A 22,746-nucleotide genomic window follows, 5' to 3' on the forward strand; every position below is an offset into this window, starting at 1 on the left:
TTCTCGGAATCGTCGATTTGTGGCTAACGGGTTGAGGCTTTATGGTTACGTTAAGTGGCTGTGTATGCAATGGCCTATTCTTCTGGAGTGGTTGGCACAAATGACCAGTCTTTATTCCCGGATGCCGTTTGGTGAATTGGTGGCGAACGTTCGCCAGTGCCGGATCTGTGAAGCTCAGTTGCCCCTCGGGCCCCGGCCGGTGGTCCAGATCTCGCAGTCAGCGCGTTTGCTGGTGGTGGGGCAGGCGCCCGGGCGCCGTGTTCACGATACCGGATTGCCGTTCAACGACCCCAGCGGCGACCGGCTGCGTAACTGGATGGGCATTGACCGGGACACTTTCTACGACGAACAGCAACTGGCGATCTTGCCCATGGGGTTCTGTTATCCCGGCACAGGAAAGAACGGTGACCTGCCACCACGGCCGGAGTGTGCGCCTGCCTGGCGGGACCTGCTACTGGAACGCCTGGAGCATGTGGAGCTGACGTTGGTGATTGGACAGTACGCTCATGCCTGGCACTTGCCAGGGGCGAAAACGTCGGTGACTGAGCGGGTGAGGCAATGGCGGGAGGTGTGGCCGACCATGTTGCCGTTGCCACACCCCAGCCCGAGAAACAACCTTTGGCTACGGCGCAATCCCTGGTTCGAGCAGGAGGTTATTCCCGAGCTGCGCCGCCGGGTAAAGGATATTCTGGACGACTGAGCTCCCAGGTGTCTGTTGTACACCTATCGGGCTTCTTCCCAGCGCGCAAGAAGATCCTCGTAGCGAATGGTTTTCCCCGGTGGCTTTTCGTTCTTCAGCTTCGGCTTCGGAGCTCCTGGTTGTGCGAGCCACCAGTCGCGACCTTTTGCATCGTCGTCTGATGCGATACGGGGTGGGCAATTCTTGACTGTGTAGTTGCGTTCCATCACTGCCATCGCCCTGTCCTGACTTTCGGCCAGTTTATCCATGGCCTGCTGTGCTGTGCGTTCTCCCGACATTGCATCGGCGATGTTCGGCCACCAGAGTTTGGCCAGTTTGGGATAGTCGGCGATATTAACACCGGTCGGTGTCCAGGCTTCACGGGCGGGGCTGCGGTAGAACTCCACCAGCCCGCCCAGTTCCGCGCTTCTGGCCTGCATTTCCGGGGAGTCCAGGTCCGATTCGCGAATTGGCGTCAGGCCCACGAGCGTTTTTTGAAGTGATACCGATTTTGAGACGGTGAACTGGGCGTAGAGCCAGGCCGCTTTCTGGCTGCGATCACTCATCACTCTGGGAATGGTCCAGGCGCCTACGTCCTGATAGCCGAGTTTCATGCCTTCCGACCAATAGGCGCCGTAAGGGGAGGGTGCCATTCGCCATTTCGGCGTACCGTCGTCATTGACCACGGGGAGCCCGGGTTTGGTCATGTCGGACGTGAAGGCGGTATACCAGAAAATCTGCTGGGCAATCTGGCCCTGAGCGGGAACGGGACCAGCCTCGGAAAAGTTCATCTCTGGCGCTTCCGGTGGCGCGTAGCTTCTGAGCCAATCTATGTACTTCTGCAAGGCATAAACAGCGGCCGGCCCGTTGGTGGCGCCGCCTCTCTCGACGGAGGAGCCAACAGGATGACATTCCTCCATCCGGATTCCCCATTCATCCACTGGCAGGCCATTGGGCAGCCCGGGGTCGCCAGCGCCCGCCATGGATAGCCAGGCATCGGTGAAGCGCCATCCAAGTGACGGATCTCGTTTGCCATAGTCCATATGGCCGTACACGGGCTCGCCGTCGATCTCCTTCACATGGACGGTGAAGAACTCGGCAATATCCTCATAGGCGGACCAGTTCAATGGCACGCCAAGCTCATAGCCATAGCGCTCCAGGAACTTTGCGCGTAATTCGGGGCGCTGGAACCAGTCGTAACGGAACCAGTAGAGGTTGGCGAATTGCTGGTCCGGCAACTGGTAGATTTTTCCATCCGGGCCCGTCACGAAGCTCAGGCCAATAAAATCCTTCAGGTCCAGCGTGGGCAGCGTGTACTCGCGCCCCTTGCCTTCCATGTAGTCACTCAGTGCCAGTGCCCAGCCGGTGCGCGCGTGGGTGCCAATCAGGTCTGAGTCGTTGACGAAGGCGTCATACCGACCCTTGGCAGCCATGATCCTTTGCAGGTTGACCTGCCGGATGACCTCGCCTTCCGGTTTCAGGTCGTGAGTCACCTTTATGCCGGTAATGTCGGAAAACGCTTTCGCGAGTACTTCGGATTCGTAACGGTGCGTTGCCAGGTTCTCTGACAGAACCGAAATCTCAAGGCCTTCCAGCGGCTTGGCGGTGTGTGCAAACCAGGCAAGCTCTTCTGCCTGTTGCTCCGTAGATAGCGTGGACGCCTGAAAATTTTCTGAAATCCACTGATTGATGACCTGCTTGCGTGCTTCCGGCAACGCACTAAACGTATCTGAACCGTGACCGGCTGCGCTGAAGCACAGCAGACAGGTGGTCGCAGCGACAATTGGCCATTTCCTCATGGAACACCTTTCTTGTTGTTAGTTACACGTGTTTTGTTGGTTTTACTACATTATTGAGAGTAATGTTCGTTTCATGGTTCGTCAACGAAAATTTATAAACATTTCTGTATCTGTAATTAAGTCAATAAAAACAGCAATATATGGATTGTTTCGTTGTTTTTTTCGCCATGCAAGGGCGTAAATTTCAGATAAAATATGTTCTAAAACTTTCCATTTTTTCTTTAGCGCGCTAGATTTGTTCTGTCTCGAAAACAGAAAGCGGCCGAAAACCGCAATGAATGTTCGAGATGACAGTGTCTGTTAGCAAGAGGTAGCCCATCAAGTTACTGATATAAAGGTTATTTCAGGTTCCAACGAGAGGAAGTGCTGATAGGCCAGAAAATCTCAAACAATAATAGGAAGCTATCATGATCGAAAACAAAAACTGCGCGAATGTTAAGTCTTTCAAATTGTCTGCGCTGGCGGCCGGGGTTGCGATGGTTGCCGGAGCGTTTGCTGCGCCGGCATATGCTGATACCACGTTCGAATCCGACAGCGGTTGGAGAGCGGGATTCAATGGTCACATTCCGATCTTCGCGGTACTTGGCAACTACGACGATCCAACGGACGAAGACTCGTTTACCATCACCACAGGCTTTAACCCGGCTACGCTGCAAACCAACATCTACGCTCCCACACAGAATGGCCTGGAAGTATCGGGTCACTTCCAGATGAACGCAGACATAGCGCCTGGTGATGCCAATGCGAATTTCCGCAGCCGCGTGTCCGAGATCGCGGTTGCCGGTGATTTCGGTCAGGTCAACATTGGTAAGGGCTTCGGGATCTTCGGTGTTCCCGCTATCGGGGACAACGGCAGTGCCCTGGGTGTCGGCCTGATCGGCGGCCCGGACCAGGTGGCTGCAACGGCGGGACGTATCGGTAACGGTTACTTCTACGCCAACTTCACGCCGCGTGTGATGTATACCTCGAATAGCCTGGGTGGTCTGCAATTCAAGGTGGGTGTATTCAGCCCCTCCAAGGTGGATGGCGTAGCTGATGCGGAATACAGCGCGCCCCGAATTGAGGGCAACGTGGTCTACACCGCGGATATGTTCTCGTTGTGGTCAAGTGCCTTTACTCAGGATGTAGACTCGAAGACCGGCACCTTTGACGACTACACCATGTCTGGTGTCGATTTTGGTGGTTCGGTGTCGCTCGGCAACCTGAATGTTCGTGGTAACTATTCCATGACGTCCGGTACCGGGAACGGCGTATTTGCCGCTCGCCTGGATCCGAACGAGGAAGACGCCAGTCAGTGGTACGTTGAGACGACATACGGCTTCAACCGCACCACATTGGGTGTCAGCTACGGCGAGGGTGAAGACGACATCAACTCGAGCGCGAACGATACGGATCTGACCATGGTGTTTGCGCGTTACGCCGCTACGGACGCCCTGACCCTGATGGCCGAGTACACGACGCTGGGCACAGAGGGTGGTCAGGGTGAATACGATGCGTTCATCGTTGGCTCACAGCTGACGTTCTGATAGAAGCGGAAGAGCCTTATACACCCTACTGACTGGACGAAGGGTGGGGCAGGAAAAGCCGGGTGCCGTATGGCATCCGGCTTTTTCGTATCCAGGGATACCGGGGAGTGCTTGCCAGTAGAGGGGCACAAAAAAGCTCCGGGCGGGGGAGGCCGGCCGGAGCGAAATGCCTGAGAGAGTGATTCAGGCGCTGTGGTGGAGAGCAACGGTTTGCGGTTGCGGGGTTGCCTGGGCGGATAGATATCTGTCCAGCTCCCGAACATCGTCTTCAGTGGCATAGAGCCCCTGTTTGGTGCGGCGCCAGAGAATGTCCTCCGACGTCATCGCCCATTCATGCTTGATAAGATACTCGACTTCGCGCTCGTAGAGTGTGCCGGCAAACCGAAATCCCAGATCCTGGATGGATTTTGCGTCGCCCAGAAAGTCGTATGCCTTGGTGCCGTAAGTACGCACGTAACGGCTGTATACCGCTTCGGGAAGCCACGGGTATTCGGCTGACAGGCTTGCCTCGAGAGTGTCGTGATTCTCGAAATCACCGCCGGGCAGGATGCCTGTTTTCGTCCACGGACCGCGGGCGTGTGGGAAAAACTGGCAGAGTTTGTCCGTCGCAGCTTCTGCAAGTTTGCGGTAGGTAGTGATCTTGCCACCAAAGACGGAGATGACCGGCGCCTTGCCCTTTTCCCGGCTGACCTCAAACGAGTAATCGCGGGAAGCCTTCTTGGCATCGCCCTCTTCGTCGTCCATTAAAGGTCGAACGCCGGAATAGGACCACACCACATCGCTTTCCGTTAGCTGGCGTTTAAAGTGCGAGTTGACGATATCCAGCAGATATTCGGTTTCTTCCGGTGATATTTTCGCTTTTTTCGGGTCGCCTTCGTAATCCACGTCGGTGGTGCCTACCAGGGAGAACTCGTCCTCGTAGGGGATGACGAACACAATGCGTTCGTCTTCATTCTGGAGAATGTAGGCCTCGGTTTCCCGATTGAGGCGAGGCACCACAATATGACTGCCCTTGACCATGCGAATGGTTTTTGGCGCTTTCATGGACAGGCTTTCGCTGAACAGCCGGCTTACCCAGGGGCCCGACGCATTGACAATCACCTTAGCGGAGACGTGGTGGATACTGTCGTCATTCATATCCTGAAGCGATACGTTCCATGAATCCGCGCCGCGCTCGGCATTGATGCACTTGGTTCTGGTCAGGATGGTGGCGCCGCACTCCTGGGCTTTCTTGGCGGTCAGTACCACCAGGCGAGCATCATCCACCCAGCCGTCTGAATACTCAAAACCCTTGGTGATATCCGACTTGAGCGGATCCTTCTCATCGAACTTTATGGAGCGCGACCCCGGAAGGACCTCTCGCTTGGCCAGATGGTCATAAAGGAACAGCCCGGTCCGGATCATCCAGGCGGGGCGAAGGTGAGGGCGGTGTGGCAACCGAAAGCGCATTGGCCACATGATGTGTGGCGAATTTCGCAGCAGCGACTCCCGTTCTGCCAGGGCTTCACGTACCAGGCGGAACTCGTAGTGCTCAAGGTATCGGAGACCCCCATGAATCAGCTTGCTGCTGCTGGACGAGGTGGCTGAGGCGAGGTCGTTCATTTCGCAAAGCAACACCTTCAGTCCGCGGCCTGCGGCGTCCATGGCGATACCTGTGCCGTTGACGCCACCGCCCACAACGACAACGTCAAATGTATTGTTCTCCTCGGTCATCTCGAGTCATCTCCTGACGCCAATGAAAGGACGCTTCCGGCGCTCTTTCCGATTTTCACAGAAACGTATACCCACATTATGCGAAAGCAAAATATATTCGTAAAGGAAAATACAGAAAAAAAACGAAAAAAAGTGGGCGAAGGCTTTGGGAGTCACGCTGCCAGGCTATGACTGGGTGATGGTTGCGGCGATGGAGGGGTCAGACCAGGTGCAGTTCCACGTTGTTTTCACGCAGGAGCTGGCGGATTTCGACGGGAGGCGGTTCATCGGTAAACACATGATCTGCCTGGGCAATGCTGCCGAGGCGCACCATGGCGTTGCGGCCGAACTTGGAATGGTCCGCGGCCAGCAGTACCTGGCCGGAATTCTCGATGATGGACTGGGCAACCCGCACTTCCCGGTAATCGAAGTCCAGCAAAGAACCGTCACTGTGGATGCCGCTGATACCGATAATGCCGAAATCCATCTTGAACTGGTTGATGAAGTCCCGAGTGGCTTCACCCACGATGCCGCCGTCGCGGTTACGCACTTCGCCGCCGGCAATAATGATGTGGAAGTCTTCCTTGGCGGAAAGAATGGATGCGACGTGAAGGTTGTTGGTGACTACCTGGAGGTTGTTTTTCTCAAGCAGGGCCTTGGCAATGGTTTCCGTGGTGGTGCCGATGTTGATGAACATGGAGGAGTTGTCGGGGATCATGTCCACCAGTGCTTCAGCGATGCGCTCCTTGGCTTCCAGGTCCATGATTTTGCGAGCCTGGTAGGCCGTGTTCACCGTGCTGGAGTCGATGCCGGCGCCGCCGTGATGCCGGCGCAGTTTCTTCTGGCTGGCCAAGTCGTTCAAATCCCGGCGGATGGTTTGCGGCGTTACCTTGAACTGATCAACCAGTTGCTCGGTGGTCACGAAGCCGTTCTGCTGGATGAGCTCCATGATCAGGTCCTGTCGGCGTCGTTGTGCCATTCAACTTCCTCCGGTCCACGGTTTTTCTGTAACGAACGAAATAGCGATTTCAAACCTGAACTCAGTTTAGAGTGTTTTGTGCCTTTGTGCAGCATTTTTAGGGGCTTGTGTGAGGCTTGCGAAGTGCGGGTAAGTTTTCGCCCGCAAAAAGGGTTGGCTTTTGTTTTCAAAAAAGTAAAAATACGAAAAAATAAGAACACTGGCCCGAGGCAAAACAACTATGACTCAGTACATTCTGTCGATCGACCAGGGGACAACCAGTTCCCGCGCCATCCTTTTCACCCTGGACGGCAACATCCACGCGACGAGCCAGCAGGAGTTCCCTCAGCATTTTCCCGCGAGCGGCTGGGTCGAGCATGAGCCGGAAGACATCTGGCGTACTGTCCAGGAAACCTGCGATGACGTGATGGCCAGGGGGTGTGGTGACAACGATGAGGTTGTCGCTGTTGGCATAACGAACCAGCGTGAAACCACGGTGTTGTGGGACCGCGCAACGGGCGAGGCCATCTACCCGGCGATCGTCTGGCAGGACAGGCGAACCGCAGACTGGTGTGAATCGCTCAAGAAGCAAAGCCTTGAACCTTCAGTGAACAACAAGACAGGGCTGTTGATTGACCCCTATTTTTCGGCGACGAAAATTCGCTGGATACTGGACAACGTACCGGGCGCCCGGCAACGGGCGGAACGCGGAGAATTGGCGTTCGGCACGATAGACAGTTTTCTGCTTTGGCGACTGACCGGCGGCAGGGAGCACAGGACCGATGCGACCAATGCCAGTCGCACCCTGTTGTTCAACATTCACGATCAGGATTGGGACCCGGAGCTACTTGACCTGTTCGGCATTCCTGCCTCGTTGTTGCCGCAGGTGATGGATTCGGCAGCGGACTTCGGCCAGATCGTCGGTAACGGTCGGCTGGGTGGTACGTCCGTCATGGGTATGGCGGGGGACCAGCAGGCGGCCCTGTTCGGCCAGACGTGCTTTGAAACCGGAATGGCGAAAAGCACCTACGGTACCGGCTGTTTCCTGATGCTGAACACCGGCGACAAGGCTCTGACGTCAGAGCACCGCCTGCTCACAACGGTAGCCTATCGCCTCAACGGAAAGCCTGCCTACGCGCTGGAGGGGAGTATCTTTATCGCCGGTGCTGCTATCCAGTGGCTGCGAGACGGGTTGCAGCTGATTCGGGACGCCTGTGAGACCGAACCCCTGGCGGAAGGCACACCGGTGGACCACGGGGTCTATCTGGTGCCAGCGTTTACGGGCCTGGGTGCACCGTACTGGGACCCCAACGCCCGTGGGGCGATTTTCGGGCTGACCCGCGATACCGGGATCAAGGAAATCGTGACCGCTGGCCTGCAATCGGTTTGCTACCAGACCAAGGATCTGCAGAAGGCGATGGAGAAGGATGGCATAAGGCCCATTACCCTGCGTGTGGACGGTGGCATGGTGGCCAACAACTGGGTACTGCAGTTCCTGGCGGATATCCTCGGAGCGAGGGTCGATCGGCCTGCATTGGTGGAGACCACCGCCCTGGGCGCGGCCTATCTGGCTGGCTTGCAGGCGGGTGTCTACAAAAGCCTGGAGGATCTGAGCAGTATGTGGCGATGCGACCGCAGTTTTGAGGCAACGATGACCAAAGCCCAGCGTGACAAGCTCTACGACGGCTGGCTTAAAGCCATTCGCAAGCTATGACTACCTTACACCCAGATCCCGAAGTCGCTTGTACAGGGTGTTGCGGCTGACAGCCAGTTCCCTGGCTGCACGGGACACGTTGCCCATGCACTGTCGGTAGACCACCAGTGTCTGATCCATGGTGTCATTCCGGGAGTTGTCATTCGCCTGGGGCGATTCTCTGTAGGGCGATGCATCGAATACCGGTTTGCGCTCGGGCCTGGTTTGACTCTCATAATCCGCCAGGAAATCCTCCGGCAGGTGCCAGAGTTGCACGTCGTCGCCGTCGGCAATGGCCACGGCGACGCGGACGATGTTCACCAGCTGGCGAATATTGCCGGGCCAGGGGTGATTCTCAAGCGCCGCCATTACCTCATTGTTCAGAGTGTCCGATTGGCCGCTGTCACGATGCTCCAGATAGATTCTGCGGATCAGCTCGCGCCGGTCCATTCGATCCCTGAGTGCTGGAAGCTCAAGGCTGAGGCCATTGATGCGGTAGTAGAGGTCCGCTCTGAACTCACCATTGTCGATTCGATCTGCGAGCGGGCGGTTGGTCGCAGATACCAGCAGTATGTCCACGGGAATGCGTTCCGTGGAGCCCACCGGTGTCACTTCCCGTTCCTGCAGAACGCGCAATAGCCGGGATTGGGCGGCCAGGGGCATTTCTCCGATTTCGTCCAGGAACAGGATGCCCTTGTCGGCCTTGCGTATCAGGCCCAGAGAACCCTGGGCGCGGGCGCCGGTGAATGCGCCGGCCTCGTAGCCAAACAGTTCGGATTCGACAAGCTCCGGTGGGATCGCCGCACAGTTAACGGAGACCAGAGGCTGCGCGCATCGTTGGCTGGTTCCATGCAGGGCTTTGACCATCACTTCCTTGCCCACACCGGTTTCACCACAAATCAGTATCGGAACGCCTCTCTCCAGAACCTTCCTCGCCTGGTCGGCACAGCGCCGGACCAGTGGATCCCCATGTTCAATATCGTCCATGGAAACGCCAGCCATGCCTGGCTCCGTGGGCCTGGCACGGGGTATTGCGCGCGCGGGCTTTGTGGTGACGGTGTCGAGCGAGACCGGCCGCTTCAACAGTCCTGACAGCCGCACTCGTTTCGTGGTCGTGAGCTGTATGGGGGTGTTGTGGGAGTGATTCAGTACCAGGTTCCGGTTTTCAATGAACAGCGAGTTCAGGTTGCGCCCTGACAAAGGCTCGCCGAGTAGTTGATCTGCCCGTTGATTGGAGGCAACTATGCGGCCGTTGGGGTCAAACGCGATCAGTCCCGACCAGGGGCTGTCGATATTGTCCGCCGTGGTGTTGAGGGTGAGGATAAAATGATCGCTCCCCAACTGCCTGACGATCAGACGGTTTTCAACCGATTGCGAAAGAAGACGAACCATCCCCAGCGTATGCGCCTGCGGTAGGTAGGCATCACTGAAGGCACTGAGAACCCCCACCAGGGTTCTGTCGGTATCGAATATCGGCGCCGCGGAACTGATGATGCTCCGGTTGAGTTTGAGAAAATGTTCGTTTCGCTGGACCTGGACGGGCGAGCGGGTGGCGATGGAAGTGCCAATGGCGTTGGTGCCAGCGTAGCGTTCGTGCCAACTGGCGCCCGCGCTGAACCATGGCCGCAGATGGCTTTCGGTAATGCGTTTGTCGCCCCAGCCCTTCAGGACCTGGGCATGGGAGTCGGCCAGCAGGATCAGGCAGCGGCTGTTGGACATGATGTTGTTGTAGTAGGGAAGTACTTCCGTCTCTGTTGTGCTGAGTAACGCTTCGTAGTCCTTTTCCAGCGTTTCCCGGGCACGGTCGTCGAGGTTCGCGGGCTCGGGTTCGTAGTCATGGTGAAGCCCGTAACCAATACAGCGATTCCATGAATCCGCGATAATGGATCGGTATTCCGCCCTCTCTTGTTGCCTTTTCACGCGAATCCTCCGCGTTCCTGAAGTTCGTTTTGTTTTTTCGCACCCCGCCAGGGTGGCCCGAGGCCGCGAATCTGTTCGCCACGATGTTCAATAATGTGCTCATTGGTTGTTCAGGTCAATGTTCAAACTGAACAAAAAGTTTGATAGCGAACATTTCTGTTTTCAATAAAGAAATTTTCTAGAAATTTAATGACAATAAAAACAATGATCTACGCATTTTCTCGTGGTTTCCACCTACATTGGTATGCTCATTGCCTTTATGTATTCGAAATCGAATTCTCGCCGGTCGCCTGCGGTGACGGCGGATAACGTGCCACAAGAACAACAAAGGAAAGCCTATGTCCTTAACGCTGGAGAACCTCTCCCGTGTCGTGGATGGAGTCGATTACATCCGCGACGCGAACATCACGTTTGAGGCAGGTTCGTTCAACGTTCTGCTCGGGCGTACATTGGCCGGCAAAACCTCGTTGATGCGGCTGATGGCCGGGCTGGACAAGCCCGATGACGGCCGCCTCATCTACAACGGCAACGATGTCACCGGGCAAAGCGTTCAACAACGCAATGTCTCAATGATCTATCAGCAGTTCATCAACTATCCCAACCTCACGGTGTACGAAAACATCGCCTCGCCCCTGCGTCTGGCCAAGATGAAGGAGAGTGAGATTGACCGGCGGGTCAAGGAAACCGCGAACATGCTGCAGATTGACCCCTTGCTGAAGCGGTATCCGCTGGAGCTTTCAGGGGGGCAACAGCAGCGCACGGCGATGGCCAGGGCCCTGGTCAAGGACGCAACCCTGATCCTGTTTGACGAACCGCTGGTGAACCTCGACTACAAACTGCGGGAAGAGTTGCGCGCTGAGTTGCGGGAACTGTTCCGCGAACGCCAGTGCATTGCCGTATACGCCACCACCGAAGCCAACGAGGCGCTGGCGTTGGGAGGTGTCACCACGCTCCTGAACGAGGGACGGATCGTTCAGAGCGGCCCGGTAATGGACGTTTACCGTAACCCAGTGAACACCCTGGCGGCACAACTGTTCAGTGAGCCCCCCATGAATATGATCAAGGGTCGGGTCACCGCCACGGAAGTGACCTTCGACGAATACTCCCATCATGCGTTGACCCAGGAACTCGCACGGCTCGAACCCGGCGATTACTGGTTTGGTATCCGCCCGAGTCACATCGGACTGGTCCCCAACAATGAGGATGATCTCGAGATGTCGATGGAGGTTGAGCTCAGTGAAATCAGTGGCTCCGAAACCTTCATGCACGTGCGCAATCGGTACTTCGAGATGGTGATGCAGTTGATGGGCGTACACCAGTACCACACGGGTTCGCCCATCAAGATCTACCTGCCCATCAACAAACTGTTCGTATTCGATAAAGACGAAAGCCTGGTGCACACACCGGCACAGGTCGTCACAGGAGGGTCGGTCTGATGGCTGAAATTCATTTGAAGTCCCTGGCTCACAGTTACAGCGACACTCCGGCCGGGCCCGATGACTACGCGATCCGTCAACTGGACCATGTCTGGGAGAAGGGTGGGGCGTATGCATTGCTCGGTCCGTCCGGCTGCGGCAAGAGTACGATGCTGAACATCATTTCGGGTTTGCTCCAGCCCTCCGAGGGCGACGTACTGTTCGATGGCAAGCGGGTGAACGAGCTGTCCCCGAGGGACCGGAACATTGCCCAGGTTTTCCAGTTCCCCGTGATCTATGACTCGATGACCGTGTACCAGAACCTGGCATTTCCGCTCAAGAACACCGGCGTGCCGTCGTCCCAGATCAAGGCCAAGGTGCATGAGATCGCGGAGATCCTGGAGATTGAGAGCGAGCTGCAGAAAAAGGCCAAGAACCTGTCCGCGGACCAGAAACAGAAGGTTTCCATGGGTAGAGGCCTGGTTCGGGGCGATGTGTCCGCCATCCTGTTCGATGAACCGCTGACGGTTATCGATCCCCAGCTCAAGTGGAAGCTGCGCCGCAAGCTCAAGCAGATTCACGAACAGTTCGATATCACCATGGTGTACGTCACCCACGACCAGCTTGAGGCGTCCACTTTCGCCGACAAAATCGCGGTGATGTATGGCGGTCAGATTGTTCAGTTTGGCACCCCAACGGAGCTCTTCGAACAGCCCAACCACACATTTGTGGGGTATTTTATCGGTAGCCCCGGCATGAATCTGATTGAGGTTCAGCGTTGCCCACGCGGGGTCTGCTTCGGCAGCACGGTTGTCCCGCTGAGTGTTCAACACGTCGAGCTGTTGCAGCGCCTGCAGTCCAACAATCTCAAGATCGGTATTCGCCCGGAGTTTATCCAGGCGTCCGATATGCCGGCGGACGATACGTTTGAGGCCGAGGTGTTGGATGTCGAGGACCTCGGCACTTACAAGGTCATGACAGTCAAGCTGGATTTCGAAACGTTGAAGGTTCGGCTGACGGAAGACCAGCACTTTGCAGTTGGCGGCCAGGTTCAGCTCAGCTTTCCGGAAAAGTGGCTGAAGCTTTACGTGGACGAGTTTCTGGTAGAGGAGAAGGACCAATGAATAAGGTTCCCAATAATCGTGCCTGGTGGCTCGTACTGCCAGTTTTCATACTTGTAGCGTTTTCAGCCCTGATACCGCTGATGACCGTTGTGAATTATTCGGTCCAGGATATCTTTGGCCCGGGTAACGCCTATTACGTTGGTACCGAGTGGTTTCGCGAAGTGCTTGCTGACGAGCGGCTGAGAGAATCCCTGCTCAGGCAGTTCCTGTTTTCCGGCGCTGTGCTGGCGATCCAGATCCCCCTCGGGATCGGGGTTGCGCTGATGATGCCAAAATCCGGTATCAAGGCCTCTCTGTGCCTGATCCTTCTGGCCATTCCGTTGCTGATTCCCTGGAACGTGGTCGGGACCATCTGGCAGATCTTCGGCCGTGGTGACATCGGCCTGTTTGGCTGGGGCCTGAATGCGCTGGGGCTGGATTACAACTATACCGGCGACACGGTGGATGCCTGGCTGACGGTGCTGCTGATGGACGTATGGCACTGGACACCCCTGGTGGCTCTTCTCTGCTACTCCGGCTTGCGTGCCATTCCCGAAGCCTTCTATCAGGCTGCCGAAATTGACCGTGCCTCCAAGTGGGCCGTGTTCCGCTATATCCAGTTACCGCGCCTGAAAAGTGTGCTGGTGATTGCGGTACTGCTGCGGTTCATGGACAGCTTCATGATCTACACCGAGCCCTTTGTTCTCACCGGTGGCGGGCCAGGCAGCTCAACAACCTTCCTGAGCCAGACACTCACCACCATGGCGATTGGCCAGTTTGATATCGGCCGGGCAGCGGCGTTCTCGTTGATCTATTTCCTGATCGTGCTGCTGGTGTCCTGGGTGTTCTTTACCGCCATAACTCACCTCGACAAAGAAAAATAAGGAGAGAGTGATGAACTATTCACGTTCCAAGGGCTTCGGGATGACACTGTTTATCGTGCTCCTGCTGACTCCGATCTACTGGCTCCTGAACATGTCGTTCAAGACCAACCAGGAAATTCTCGGTGGCCTGACGTTGTGGCCGCAGAATTTCACCCTGGCCAACTACGCTGTGATTTTCTCGGATTCAAGTTGGTACTCGGGTTACATCAACTCGATGATCTACGTGTCCATGAACATGACCATCACACTGCTGGTGGCCTTGCCGGCCGCCTACGCGTTCAGCCGATACAAGTTCGTGGGAGACAAGCACCTGTTTTTCTGGCTGCTGAGTAACCGCATGGCACCGCCGGCTGTTTTTCTACTGCCGTTCTTCCAGCTCTATTCGTCAGTAGGGTTGTTTGATACCCACATTGCAGTGGCGCTTGCTCACTGTCTGTTCAATGTGCCGCTGGCGGTCTGGATTCTCGAAGGTTTCATGTCGGGTGTGCCGCGCGAGTACGATGAGATGGCCTATATTGATGGCTACAGCTTCCCCAAGTTTTTCGTGAAGATCTTCCTGCCGATGATTCGGTCTGGCATTGGCGTCGCCGCGTTCTTTGCGTTCATGTTCTCCTGGGTGGAATTGTTGCTCGCCCGAACATTGACCTCCGTGGATGCGCAGCCCATTGGCGCAATCATGACCCGAACGGTCGGGGCAAGCGGCATTGACTGGGGTGTGCTGGCGGCTGCCGGTGTGCTCACTATTATTCCCGGCGTGCTGGTGGTCTGGTTTGTTCGCAACCACATCGCCAAAGGCTTCGCACTGGGTCGGGTATAAGGAGAGAACTCATGATTGAATGGATGAACTGGACACCAACGGTTGCGATTTTCTTTGCGGTGATTGCCTGTATCTTGCTGGTGATGACGGTTTACGAAGTGGTGTCGCCGTGCACGGAGCGAAAAGGGTTTCTGCCGATTTCGACAACCCGGGGAGATCGTCTTTTCATTGGTCTGCTATCGGCGGCCTATATCCATCTTGCGTTCCTGGCGGTCAGCGACATTACTCTTTGGGTAGCGTTGGTGGTGTCAGTGGCGTGGCTCCTGGTGCTGTTGCGCTGGGGGTGATGGGAAACGGTGCCAGTGGAAGGCGCTTTTGATTTTCGTTTGCCAGGGAGGCCCGAAAAAAATCTTATGATTTATCGCTCAAAACGGTTGTAAAAATTTCTATAACGAACTATTTTCTTCTTAATGATCGGAATCGAACATCCCTATTCGGCTCCGTTTCCAGGAATAGCGGCAATAACGCTATAGAGGGAAAGCCGGAACGCACTGACACTCGCTGTCGCGTTTCGAACAAACCAAAACAAGACGAACGAGGTTGGATATGTTCAAGAACAATAAATATCCGAAAACCCTCCTTCTGAGCGCTGCGATTGGCTCGGTGGGATTGGGGCTCAGTTTTCAGGCCAGTGCAGATCAGTATTCTGATGCCGCCAAGAAGTGGGTGAATGAGGCATTCAAGAATTCGACTCTGACGAAAGAAGAGCAGATGAAGGAGATGGAGTGGTTCATCCAGGCTGCCGAGCAGTTCCGGGGCATGGACATCAACGTCGTCTCGGAAACCATTGCCACTCACGAATACGAATCCAAGGTACTCGCTGAGGCATTCAGCGAAATCACCGGGATCAATCTGACCCACACGCTGATCCAGGAAGGCGATGTTATCGAGAAGCTGCAGACACAGATGCAGTCCGGCCGGAACATCTACGACGGCTGGGTCAACGACTCTGACCTGATCGGTACCCACTTCCGCTACGGCAAGGTCATGCCTGTTGAGGACATCATGAACGGTGAAGGCAAGGATCTGACCCTGCCGACCCTGGATCTGGACGATTTTATCGGTCTGGACTTCACCACCGGCCCTGATGGCAAGCTCTACCAATTGCCTGACCAACAGTTTGCCAACCTTTACTGGTTCCGCGCTGACTGGTTCGAGCGCGAAGACCTGAAAAAGCAGTTCATGGATATCTACGGCTATGAGCTGGGCGTCCCAGTGAACTGGTCCGCTTATGAGGACATTGCCGAGTTCTTCTCCGTACACGTGAAGGAAATTGATGGTAAGCGTGTCTACGGCCACATGGACTACGGCAAGAAAGACCCGTCACTGGGCTGGCGTTTCACGGATGCCTGGTTCTCCATGGCTGGCGCCGGCGACAAGGGCCTTCCGAACGGCCTGCCTGTTGACGAGTGGGGCATCCGGGTGGATGAGTGCCACCCTGTTGGTGCCAGCGTAAGCCGCGGCGGTGCAACCAATGGACCGGCTGCTGTGTACGCAACCACCAAGTATGTTGACTGGCTGGAAAAATACGCACCGCCGGAAGCGCCGGGTATGACGTTCTCTGAAGCTGGTCCCGTGCCCGCTCAGGGCGCTGTTGCCCAGCAGATCTTCTGGTACACCGCCTTTACTGCCAGCATGATCGAAGACGGCCTGCCGGTGGTTAACGAAGACGGCACCCCGAAGTGGCGCATGGCCCCCTCACCACGTGGGCCCTACTGGGAAGAAGGCATGAAACTGGGTTATCAGGACGTGGGCTCCTGGACCTTCATGAAGTCCACTCCTGAAAAGCGTCGCCTTGCGGCCTGGTTGTATGCACAGTTCACGGTGTCCAAAACCGTATCCTTGGAAAAGACCATCGCTGGTCTGACGCCGATCCGCGAGTCTGATATCGAATCGGATGCCATGACCGAAATGGCGCCCAAGCTCGGTGGTCTTGTGGAGTTCTATCGCAGCCCGGCCCGCGTTCAGTGGTCGCCGACGGGTACCAACGTACCGGATTATCCGAAGCTGGCTCAGCTCTGGTGGCAGTATATTGCTCAGGCTGCAAGTGGCGAAGCAACGCCGCAGAAAGCACTGGACGGACTGGCGCAGGCACAGGATCGTGTCATGGAGCGTCTCGAACGTGCCAGTGTCCAGGAAACATGCGGTCCGAAGCTGAACGAGCCGCGTGATCCCCAGTACTGGCTGGATCAGCCGGGCGCGCCCAAACCGAAGCTGGACAATGAAAAGCCGAAAGGCAAAACCGTCCGCTACGAAGAGCTGCTCAAAACCTGGGAAGAAGCTCGCGAGAGCTGATTTCTGAGGCGGCTCGAGTAGTCACTCAGTAAATCACTTACCTGTAGTGCCCTGCCGTTGTCCCGGGTTTCCTGGGGCAGCGGCAGACCTAACACCGTCAGGTCGGTGGGTCTTGGCCGGTTGCTTTCATTCCCCCCCTATTAGCATTTCAGGTGTTCCCCCGTGTTTAGCGGGTTGACCCTGCCGGCCCTTTTTCCGCCTTTTTGCACCTGATCCTTCCTTTCCAAATTCCGGGCCTGTCCAGGGCTGGCAGTAGGGGTTGATAGGGCATGAGAAAAATTTCAGTTATCCATCGTCTATACCTGGGCTTCGGTTTGCTTTGTGTGATCATCGCAGGCTGGGGGCTGTTCAACGGCGATATGATGACATCCATTTCCGAGGGTACGTCTGCGGTAAAGGAGAGAATTTTCCCGTTTCAGCGTGCTGTCCAGGCTGTCGAGGCAACGACAGGTGGCAGTGGCATGGCAGTCATCTCGCTCGCCAGGGTGAGGGACAACCAGGAACTGGAATCCCGCTATGGAAGGCTGATAAATAAAATGACCGCGCTGGATAAGCAGGTGACGTCACTCGCTGCTGAAGCCGGCGAAATCCGCTTGCTTACTGGGTTCGAGGAACCCGCGCAGCAGTACCGGGAGGCCCTTGGCACGCTGCAAAAACAAGCGGCCAGGCTTAGCGAACACCAGGCGGAGGTCATCCTGGTATCTGAGTCAGTGAACCGTGATTTATCCGACTTTCTGGCCAAAGCCTCGGAAATGAAACAGTTGTTGCTTCGTGAAGCATCAGCGCCCGCAGGGTCTGACATTTATCTGAAAGACCTGCTCATGACGGTCATGGGGAACCTGTCCAATATTGAACTGCTAATTATGCAATTGGTCAGCACCGACGATGCCGAACGGCTCAAAGCAGTGGTGGAAAACCTGCGATTCAACACCGTGACGGTTGAGCAGGATATTGAGGCCATCATTGGCGAGATTGCGTCGCTGGAGTCGCTTGCGCCTATCGCAAGCGATTTCTTTGAGTCGGTCAACAGTGAGGCCGGCATAGTCAGCCAGTATTACGATTACCGCAGCAACCTGCTGGCGGTGAACAGCACCGTCGCGGACATAGAGGCCGGGCTTGATAACCTCAACAGCCATATTGACCGGATGGTCACGGCAGCCGGAGAGGCCGCTGTACAGACCGTCGACAACCTGGATGCCACGGCGCGTTTCTCGGAACAGCTGGTGTATTACCTGGTGCCGCTAATCCTGTTTATTGCCGTTGTGATCTCGGTGTGGTTGGGGCGGTTGATCAGTATTCCTTTGCGCGCCACCGTCAATCACCTCTCGGCGATGGCTGGGGGTGACTATAGCCGCGAGCTGACGTTCCGCGCCAACGGCGAGTTCATTGAACTGAAAGAGTCGGCCAATAAGCTCGCAGCGGCCATGCGGGAGGTGTTGGGCAGCTTGCAGAAAGCCGGCGGTGAAATTACCGGTGTGGCGGCGTCCAACGCGGATTTTTCCCACGACCTGAGCCAGCGTATTCGGGGGCAGGCCGATGACCTCAATTCGATAGCGACCGCCATGACGGAGATGGAAGCGTCCTGCCATCACGTGGCGGAATCCGTCAGGGACACCCACCAACTGGTGGAGTCGGTGAACAGTCGGGTTGATGAAAGCAAAGAGACCGCCAACGCCAACATGGAGTGTGTGAATGAACTGGAAGAGCAGATACAGCAGACCTCCGGCAAGCTGAAAAAGCTGGAGAGTGCGTCCCACGACATCGGGCGCATCACCGAATCCATCGATGAAATCGCCAACCAGACCAACCTGCTGGCGCTCAACGCAGCCATTGAGTCCGCCAGGGCTGGAGAGTTTGGCCGTGGGTTCGCAGTGGTGGCCGACGAAGTCAGACAACTTGCCCAGAAAACCACCAGTAGCACGGACACCATTCGTGGCCTCGTCAACCGTCTCCAGGGGGATGCGGCCGAAGCCGTGAGTTCCATGGAAGACAGCTTCCAGCGCCTGGAATCGGTCAAGTCCCTGATCACCGATGCCTCCAAAGGCGTTGAAACCATTCGGGAGGCCGTCGACCAGATCCGCAATAGCGCGGAACATGTTCGTACCGGCATGGACGAGCAGGAAGACGTCAGCCGTTCGGTGTCGCGCAATGTTACCGAAATCAGCGGGTCGTCATCGGAAAACCTGGCGGAGATCGAACAACTGGTAGCGACCAGCGACCAGCTCAAGGCATCGATGAGTGATATCGAAGCGTTGATCGGGCGATTCCGGGTGTAGTCGAAACCGTTTGAAGTTCCTATTGGGGTTTTCCATATAACAAAATCATATGGAATTGTGTTCTTTTTCGCTTGTGAATGTTCGTAAACGAATATTACAATCGAGTGAACTGTTCGATAGTGCACCTATGTGTGCGGAAACAAAAACAACACGAGCAAGTAGGTTAATGATTATGGAGCGTATTCAGTCCGTATTCGCCCGGGAAATTCTGGATTCCCGCGGTTTTCCCACAGTGGAAGTGGATGTTGAGTTGGGAAACGGCGTGGTCGGACGCGGTCGCGCGCCGTCGGGCGCCTCCACCGGTTCCAGGGAGGCCCTGGAAAAAAGGGACGGTGATCCTGATCGGTACAATGGCAAGGGTGTGCTGGGGGCCGTCGAAGCGGTTAACCGCCACATCGCACCAGCGATTGAAAACCGGGTGGTGTTTGACCAGTTGGTGATTGATCGGCTGATGTGCCACCTGGACGGCACCGATAACAAGTCCGGTTTTGGTGCAAACGGCATTCTCGCCGTGTCCCTGGCGGTTGCCGATGCCGCCGCCAACTTTCGACAGCAACCGCTGTACCGCTATCTGGCAGAACTCTATGGTTGCTCCGGTCCGTGTGTGTTGCCGGTACCCATGATGAATATCATCAACGGCGGTGCCCATGCAGACAATACCGTTGATCTTCAGGAATTCATGATCCAGCCGGTCGGAGCGCCCAGCTATAGCGAGGCATTGCGAATGGGTGTCGAAACCTTCCATGCACTGAAGTCATTGCTGACCGAGAAAGGCCTTTCCACCGCCATTGGTGACGAAGGCGGTTTCGCGCCGGATCTGCGCTCCAGCGAAGAGGCGTTGGATCTTATCCTGGAAGCGGTCGTCAGGGCGGGTTATCGGCCGGGCACGGATATCGTGCTGGCTCTGGACTGTGCCGCCTCCGAGTTCTATCGCGATGGCCGCTACGAGTTGTCCGGAGCCGGAGCAAGCTTTGACTCCGCCGGCTTTGCCGATTATCTGCTGTCGCTGGCGATGCAGTACCCCATCGCGTCCATCGAGGACGGTATGGATGAGGACGACTGGGATGGCTGGAAGCTGCTGACCGAAAAGCTGGGGGAACGGGTGCAACTGGTAGGGGATGACCTGTTCGTGACCAATGCGTCACTGATCGCGGATGGCGTGCGGAAGGACATCGCCAATTCGGTTCTGATCAAGTTCAACCAGATAGGCACCCTCACGGAAACCTTTGAAGCCATTGGAACGGCACAGGATGCTGGCTACACCGCGGTTATATCCCATCGCAGTGGTGAAACCGAGGATACGTTTATTGCCGATCTGGCAGTGGCAACCAGAGCAGGTCAGATCAAGACCGGTTCCCTCTGCCGCTCTGACCGTGTCGCCAAGTACAACCGGTTGCTTCGTATCGAGCAGGACCTTGGCGCCCACGCTTTCTATCCCGGTGTTGGAGCCATTCGCTGTGCCCTGGATACCTGACACGTCGATACGAGGAATCACAGGAGACAAACCATGAGAAAACCCATTCTGATTGCGAACTGGAAAATGAACGGCAGCCTGCACTCCAACCAGGCGTTGCTTGTGCGGATGTTGGCAAAGCTCCGCCCCTTTCGCAAAACCATTGATATGGCCATTTGCCCGCCGTTTCCCTATCTGTTCCAGGTGCGGGACCTGCTCGGGTACACCGGCATCGCACTCGGGGCGCAGAATACCAGCCGTGCGCCGTCCGGTGCACACACCGGGGAAGTAAGCGCCACCATGTTGCATGAAATGGGGTGCCGTTACGTATTGGTCGGGCATTCGGAGCGACGCGCGCTTTACCACGAGTCCGACGATGATGTTGCTGCCCGGTTTCAGCAGGTGCTCTCAGCGGGGCTGATACCGGTGATGTGTGTTGGCGAAACGTTGGAAGAGCGAGAGCAGGGGTGGACGATGAAGGTCGTTCAGCGACAGCTGCAGACGGTGATTGACCAATGCGGCATGTCCGGCCTGGCTGGCAGCATCGTTGCCTATGAACCGGTCTGGGCTATTGGCACCGGCAGGACCGCTACCCCGGAGCAGGTGGCGGACACCCACCGGGCTATCCGCCAGTTTCTGGAAAACTGTGAGACAGGCGCAGGGCAGTCCGTGCGCATTGTTTATGGTGGCAGTGTGAAAGCGGCCAACGCGGCAGCTCTGTTCTCGTCACCCGAAGTGGATGGCGGCCTGATCGGCGGGGCGTCCCTGCAGGCTGACGAGTTTTCAAACATTGGCGCGGCGCTGGCAAACACGGTTAACCCTGTGACATCGACGCTCACCTAGAGGTTAGGTTGAGCGGCTGTCCGGCTTCCTTGCGTCTGGCTTCCCATTCCTGCCGGGTCTGGGCGGCCTCATCGCCGGGCATTGAGTCGATGATCTCGAAGTAGTCAGCCGAGTACTCGTCTTCCATGATCTGATTGCGGGGCTTAACCCTCACAACGTAGACCGTCTGGATGTTCTGGTGGTCGAAGTCGCGCCAGTACTGCTCGTCCTTCAGGAAAGTGTACCGGTGGCCTTCCAGGGCTCGAATAAGCTGGCGTGTGTCCGTGGTGCCGGTCCTTTCCACGGCATCCTTGTACTGGTAGACGATGCTGTAGGCAGAGGCCGCCGCGGTAGAGGGGCGCATCTCGTAGCGGCTTGAGAAGGCCTCTACGAATTCCTTACCGCGGGCGTAGTTGTACTGGTAGGGAACGCTCCACACCCAGGGCGATCCGCCAACGACACCTTCCATAATGGTCGGGCCTACCTGGCGGGCCATGCCGAGCGTGAGGTTGGGTACCACCACCTGCATTTTCTTCGTCAAACCCATTTCGTAGGCGACGTTCAGCGCACGCACCATGTCGTCGCCAAACAACACCATCATCAGGACCTTCGCGCCACTTTGTTCCGCCTGTTCCAGAGCCTGGCGAAAATCCGTAATTAACGCGCGAGGGAAGGGTGTCTTAACGCCCTTGTGAGCGTCGGTGTTTTCGGTATTGGTGAATTTCCGGACCGATTTCTCTACCGACCAGCCCCAAGTGTAGTCTGCCGTGATGTAAAAGTATTCGTCGCCGGCATGCTGGGTATTGAGATATTGGCTCAGTACCTTCGCCGTCATCCAGGCATTATAGGGTTCGCGAAACATGTGACTGTGGCCGGCGGCGCCGGTGGTGGCGTTGGAGTAGGTCAGGGTTCCGAAGTAGATACGGTTTCGGTCCCTTGCTGCTCTGCCGGAGGCAATGGCTACTGCGCTGGAAACGCCACCGAATACCATTTGCACCCCTTCGCGGTCGATCAGCTCAGCGGTGTTTTTGGCGCCCTTGTCCGGTTCGCCGGAGGTGTTGCGTATCACCAGTTCCACTTCGCGGCCCATGATGCCGCCGGCCTTGTTGATTTCATCGACGGCCAGGAAGGCGCCCAGGCGTTGTTGCAGGCCCTGGTCCTTGTAGCGGCCGGTCTGCGGGTAGTTGAGCCCGATTTTCAGGGTTTCCGCTGCAACGGGAGCCGTCGCCAGCAGGGTCAGCAACAAAGAGAGAAGCAGCTTCTTGCAGAGCATTGGCACAGGCCTCCTTGGTCGCGCCGGGCCGGTAACGCGGGCCCTGATATTGTTGTTGTGGATCAGGACCAGTGTCGCGGCTCTCTGCAAAAGCAACAATCGGACGAAGGTGGAAGTTGTGTAACGAATTGTCAGGCGTTG

The 22,746-nt window shown here is 56.5% G+C and carries 17 protein-coding genes; 12 read left to right on the forward strand and 5 right to left on the reverse strand.

Going from position 1 to position 22,746, the window contains the following annotated elements:
* Positions 1-64: 64 nt before the first annotated feature.
* A complete protein-coding gene (locus SIC19_RS17635; RefSeq protein WP_256713627.1) occupies positions 65-700 on the forward strand; it encodes a uracil-DNA glycosylase family protein in 636 nt (211 codons plus the stop codon).
* Positions 701-723: 23 nt separating this feature from the next.
* Here SIC19_RS17635 and SIC19_RS17640 read toward each other — a convergent pair whose 3' ends face one another.
* Positions 724-2,478, reverse strand: a complete 1,755-nt coding sequence (locus SIC19_RS17640; protein ID WP_083637252.1) for an ABC transporter substrate-binding protein — start codon at positions 2,476-2,478, stop codon at positions 724-726.
* Positions 2,479-2,885: 407 nt separating this feature from the next.
* Here SIC19_RS17640 and SIC19_RS17645 point away from each other — a divergent pair, with 407 nt between their 5' ends.
* Positions 2,886-4,004, forward strand: coding sequence for a porin (locus SIC19_RS17645; protein ID WP_075196277.1), 1,119 nt, complete (start codon positions 2,886-2,888; stop codon positions 4,002-4,004).
* A 183-nt stretch (positions 4,005-4,187) separates the two neighbouring features.
* On the opposite strand, the gene glpD is transcribed toward SIC19_RS17645, so the two are convergent.
* Both glpD and SIC19_RS17655 read right to left on the reverse strand, forming a co-directional pair.
* Positions 4,188-5,717, reverse strand: coding sequence for a glycerol-3-phosphate dehydrogenase (glpD, locus tag SIC19_RS17650; protein ID WP_085680137.1), 1,530 nt, complete (start codon positions 5,715-5,717; stop codon positions 4,188-4,190).
* A 199-nt stretch (positions 5,718-5,916) separates the two neighbouring features.
* Entirely contained in the window at positions 5,917-6,675 is a 759-nt protein-coding gene (locus tag SIC19_RS17655; RefSeq protein ID WP_007155657.1) for a DeoR/GlpR family transcriptional regulator, read from the reverse strand.
* 220 nt (positions 6,676-6,895) lie between these two features.
* Between SIC19_RS17655 and glpK the strand changes: the two genes are divergently transcribed.
* On the forward strand, positions 6,896-8,368 hold the full coding sequence (gene glpK / locus SIC19_RS17660) for a glycerol kinase GlpK (RefSeq protein ID WP_041335504.1): 1,473 nt from the start codon (positions 6,896-6,898) through the stop codon (positions 8,366-8,368).
* Here the strand turns inward: glpK and SIC19_RS17665 are convergent, their stop codons facing one another.
* Positions 8,369-10,267 (reverse strand): sigma-54-dependent Fis family transcriptional regulator, encoded by a 1,899-nt coding sequence (locus SIC19_RS17665; RefSeq protein WP_127401566.1) that lies wholly within the window; start codon positions 10,265-10,267, stop codon positions 8,369-8,371.
* 338 nt (positions 10,268-10,605) lie between these two features.
* Between SIC19_RS17665 and SIC19_RS17670 the strand changes: the two genes are divergently transcribed.
* The 9 genes from SIC19_RS17670 to tpiA all read left to right on the forward strand — a co-directional run bounded on the left by SIC19_RS17670 (position 10,606) and on the right by tpiA (position 21,353).
* The gene (locus SIC19_RS17670) at positions 10,606-11,703 is read left to right on the forward strand and encodes an ABC transporter ATP-binding protein (RefSeq protein WP_126812285.1); all 1,098 of its coding nucleotides are present in this window, start codon (positions 10,606-10,608) and stop codon (positions 11,701-11,703) included.
* Entirely contained in the window at positions 11,703-12,806 is a 1,104-nt protein-coding gene (locus SIC19_RS17675; RefSeq protein ID WP_041335501.1) for an ABC transporter ATP-binding protein, read from the forward strand. The genes SIC19_RS17670 and SIC19_RS17675 overlap by 1 nt, the downstream gene beginning before the upstream one ends.
* Entirely contained in the window at positions 12,803-13,669 is an 867-nt protein-coding gene (locus SIC19_RS17680) for a carbohydrate ABC transporter permease (protein ID WP_036205138.1), read from the forward strand. The genes SIC19_RS17675 and SIC19_RS17680 overlap by 4 nt, the downstream gene beginning before the upstream one ends.
* A 10-nt stretch (positions 13,670-13,679) precedes the next feature.
* Positions 13,680-14,486: a carbohydrate ABC transporter permease gene (locus SIC19_RS17685; RefSeq protein WP_007155503.1), complete on the forward strand. Its 807-nt coding sequence runs from the start codon at positions 13,680-13,682 to the stop codon at positions 14,484-14,486.
* Positions 14,487-14,497: 11 nt separating this feature from the next.
* A complete protein-coding gene (locus tag SIC19_RS17690; protein WP_041335498.1) occupies positions 14,498-14,773 on the forward strand; it encodes a DUF2160 domain-containing protein in 276 nt (91 codons plus the stop codon).
* 259 nt (positions 14,774-15,032) lie between these two features.
* Positions 15,033-16,781 carry an extracellular solute-binding protein gene (locus SIC19_RS17695; protein ID WP_127401564.1) on the forward strand — a complete coding sequence of 583 codons (1,749 nt, stop codon included), beginning with the start codon at positions 15,033-15,035 and terminating at the stop codon, positions 16,779-16,781.
* A gap of 269 nt (positions 16,782-17,050) precedes the next feature.
* Positions 17,051-19,057 carry a methyl-accepting chemotaxis protein gene (locus SIC19_RS17700; RefSeq protein WP_127401562.1) on the forward strand — a complete coding sequence of 669 codons (2,007 nt, stop codon included), beginning with the start codon at positions 17,051-17,053 and terminating at the stop codon, positions 19,055-19,057.
* Between the two features lie 172 nt (positions 19,058-19,229).
* Entirely contained in the window at positions 19,230-20,531 is a 1,302-nt protein-coding gene (gene eno / locus SIC19_RS17705; RefSeq protein ID WP_091641397.1) for a phosphopyruvate hydratase, read from the forward strand.
* A gap of 33 nt (positions 20,532-20,564) precedes the next feature.
* Positions 20,565-21,353, forward strand: a complete 789-nt coding sequence (tpiA, locus tag SIC19_RS17710) for a triose-phosphate isomerase (RefSeq protein WP_127401560.1) — start codon at positions 20,565-20,567, stop codon at positions 21,351-21,353.
* Here tpiA and SIC19_RS17715 read toward each other — a convergent pair.
* Positions 21,346-22,605 (reverse strand): substrate-binding protein, encoded by a 1,260-nt coding sequence (locus SIC19_RS17715; protein WP_127401558.1) that lies wholly within the window; start codon positions 22,603-22,605, stop codon positions 21,346-21,348. The genes tpiA and SIC19_RS17715 overlap by 8 nt on opposite strands.
* Positions 22,606-22,746 lie beyond the last annotated feature (141 nt).

It is taken from the genome of Marinobacter sp. MIT930201, from assembly GCF_047122665.1.
In the GTDB taxonomy this organism is placed as follows: domain Bacteria; phylum Pseudomonadota; class Gammaproteobacteria; order Pseudomonadales; family Oleiphilaceae; genus Marinobacter; species Marinobacter salarius.

Bases quoted from the DNA above. Each gene is read 5' to 3' on its own strand.
- SIC19_RS17635 (WP_256713627.1), top strand. From the start codon at position 65: ATGCAATGGCCTATTCTTCTGGAGTGGTTGGCACAAATGACCAGTCTT.
- SIC19_RS17640 (WP_083637252.1), bottom strand. From the start codon at position 2,478: ATGAGGAAATGGCCAATTGTCGCTGCGACCACCTGTCTGCTGTGCTTC.
- SIC19_RS17645 (WP_075196277.1), top strand. From the start codon at position 2,886: ATGATCGAAAACAAAAACTGCGCGAATGTTAAGTCTTTCAAATTGTCT.
- glpD (WP_085680137.1), bottom strand. From the start codon at position 5,717: ATGACCGAGGAGAACAATACATTTGACGTTGTCGTTGTGGGCGGTGGC.
- SIC19_RS17655 (WP_007155657.1), bottom strand. From the start codon at position 6,675: ATGGCACAACGACGCCGACAGGACCTGATCATGGAGCTCATCCAGCAG.
- glpK (WP_041335504.1), top strand. From the start codon at position 6,896: ATGACTCAGTACATTCTGTCGATCGACCAGGGGACAACCAGTTCCCGC.
- SIC19_RS17670 (WP_126812285.1), top strand. From the start codon at position 10,606: ATGTCCTTAACGCTGGAGAACCTCTCCCGTGTCGTGGATGGAGTCGAT.
- SIC19_RS17675 (WP_041335501.1), top strand. From the start codon at position 11,703: ATGGCTGAAATTCATTTGAAGTCCCTGGCTCACAGTTACAGCGACACT.
- SIC19_RS17680 (WP_036205138.1), top strand. From the start codon at position 12,803: ATGAATAAGGTTCCCAATAATCGTGCCTGGTGGCTCGTACTGCCAGTT.
- SIC19_RS17685 (WP_007155503.1), top strand. From the start codon at position 13,680: ATGAACTATTCACGTTCCAAGGGCTTCGGGATGACACTGTTTATCGTG.
- SIC19_RS17690 (WP_041335498.1), top strand. From the start codon at position 14,498: ATGATTGAATGGATGAACTGGACACCAACGGTTGCGATTTTCTTTGCG.
- SIC19_RS17695 (WP_127401564.1), top strand. From the start codon at position 15,033: ATGTTCAAGAACAATAAATATCCGAAAACCCTCCTTCTGAGCGCTGCG.
- SIC19_RS17700 (WP_127401562.1), top strand. From the start codon at position 17,051: ATGAGAAAAATTTCAGTTATCCATCGTCTATACCTGGGCTTCGGTTTG.
- eno (WP_091641397.1), top strand. From the start codon at position 19,230: ATGGAGCGTATTCAGTCCGTATTCGCCCGGGAAATTCTGGATTCCCGC.
- tpiA (WP_127401560.1), top strand. From the start codon at position 20,565: ATGAGAAAACCCATTCTGATTGCGAACTGGAAAATGAACGGCAGCCTG.
- SIC19_RS17715 (WP_127401558.1), bottom strand. From the start codon at position 22,605: ATGCTCTGCAAGAAGCTGCTTCTCTCTTTGTTGCTGACCCTGCTGGCG.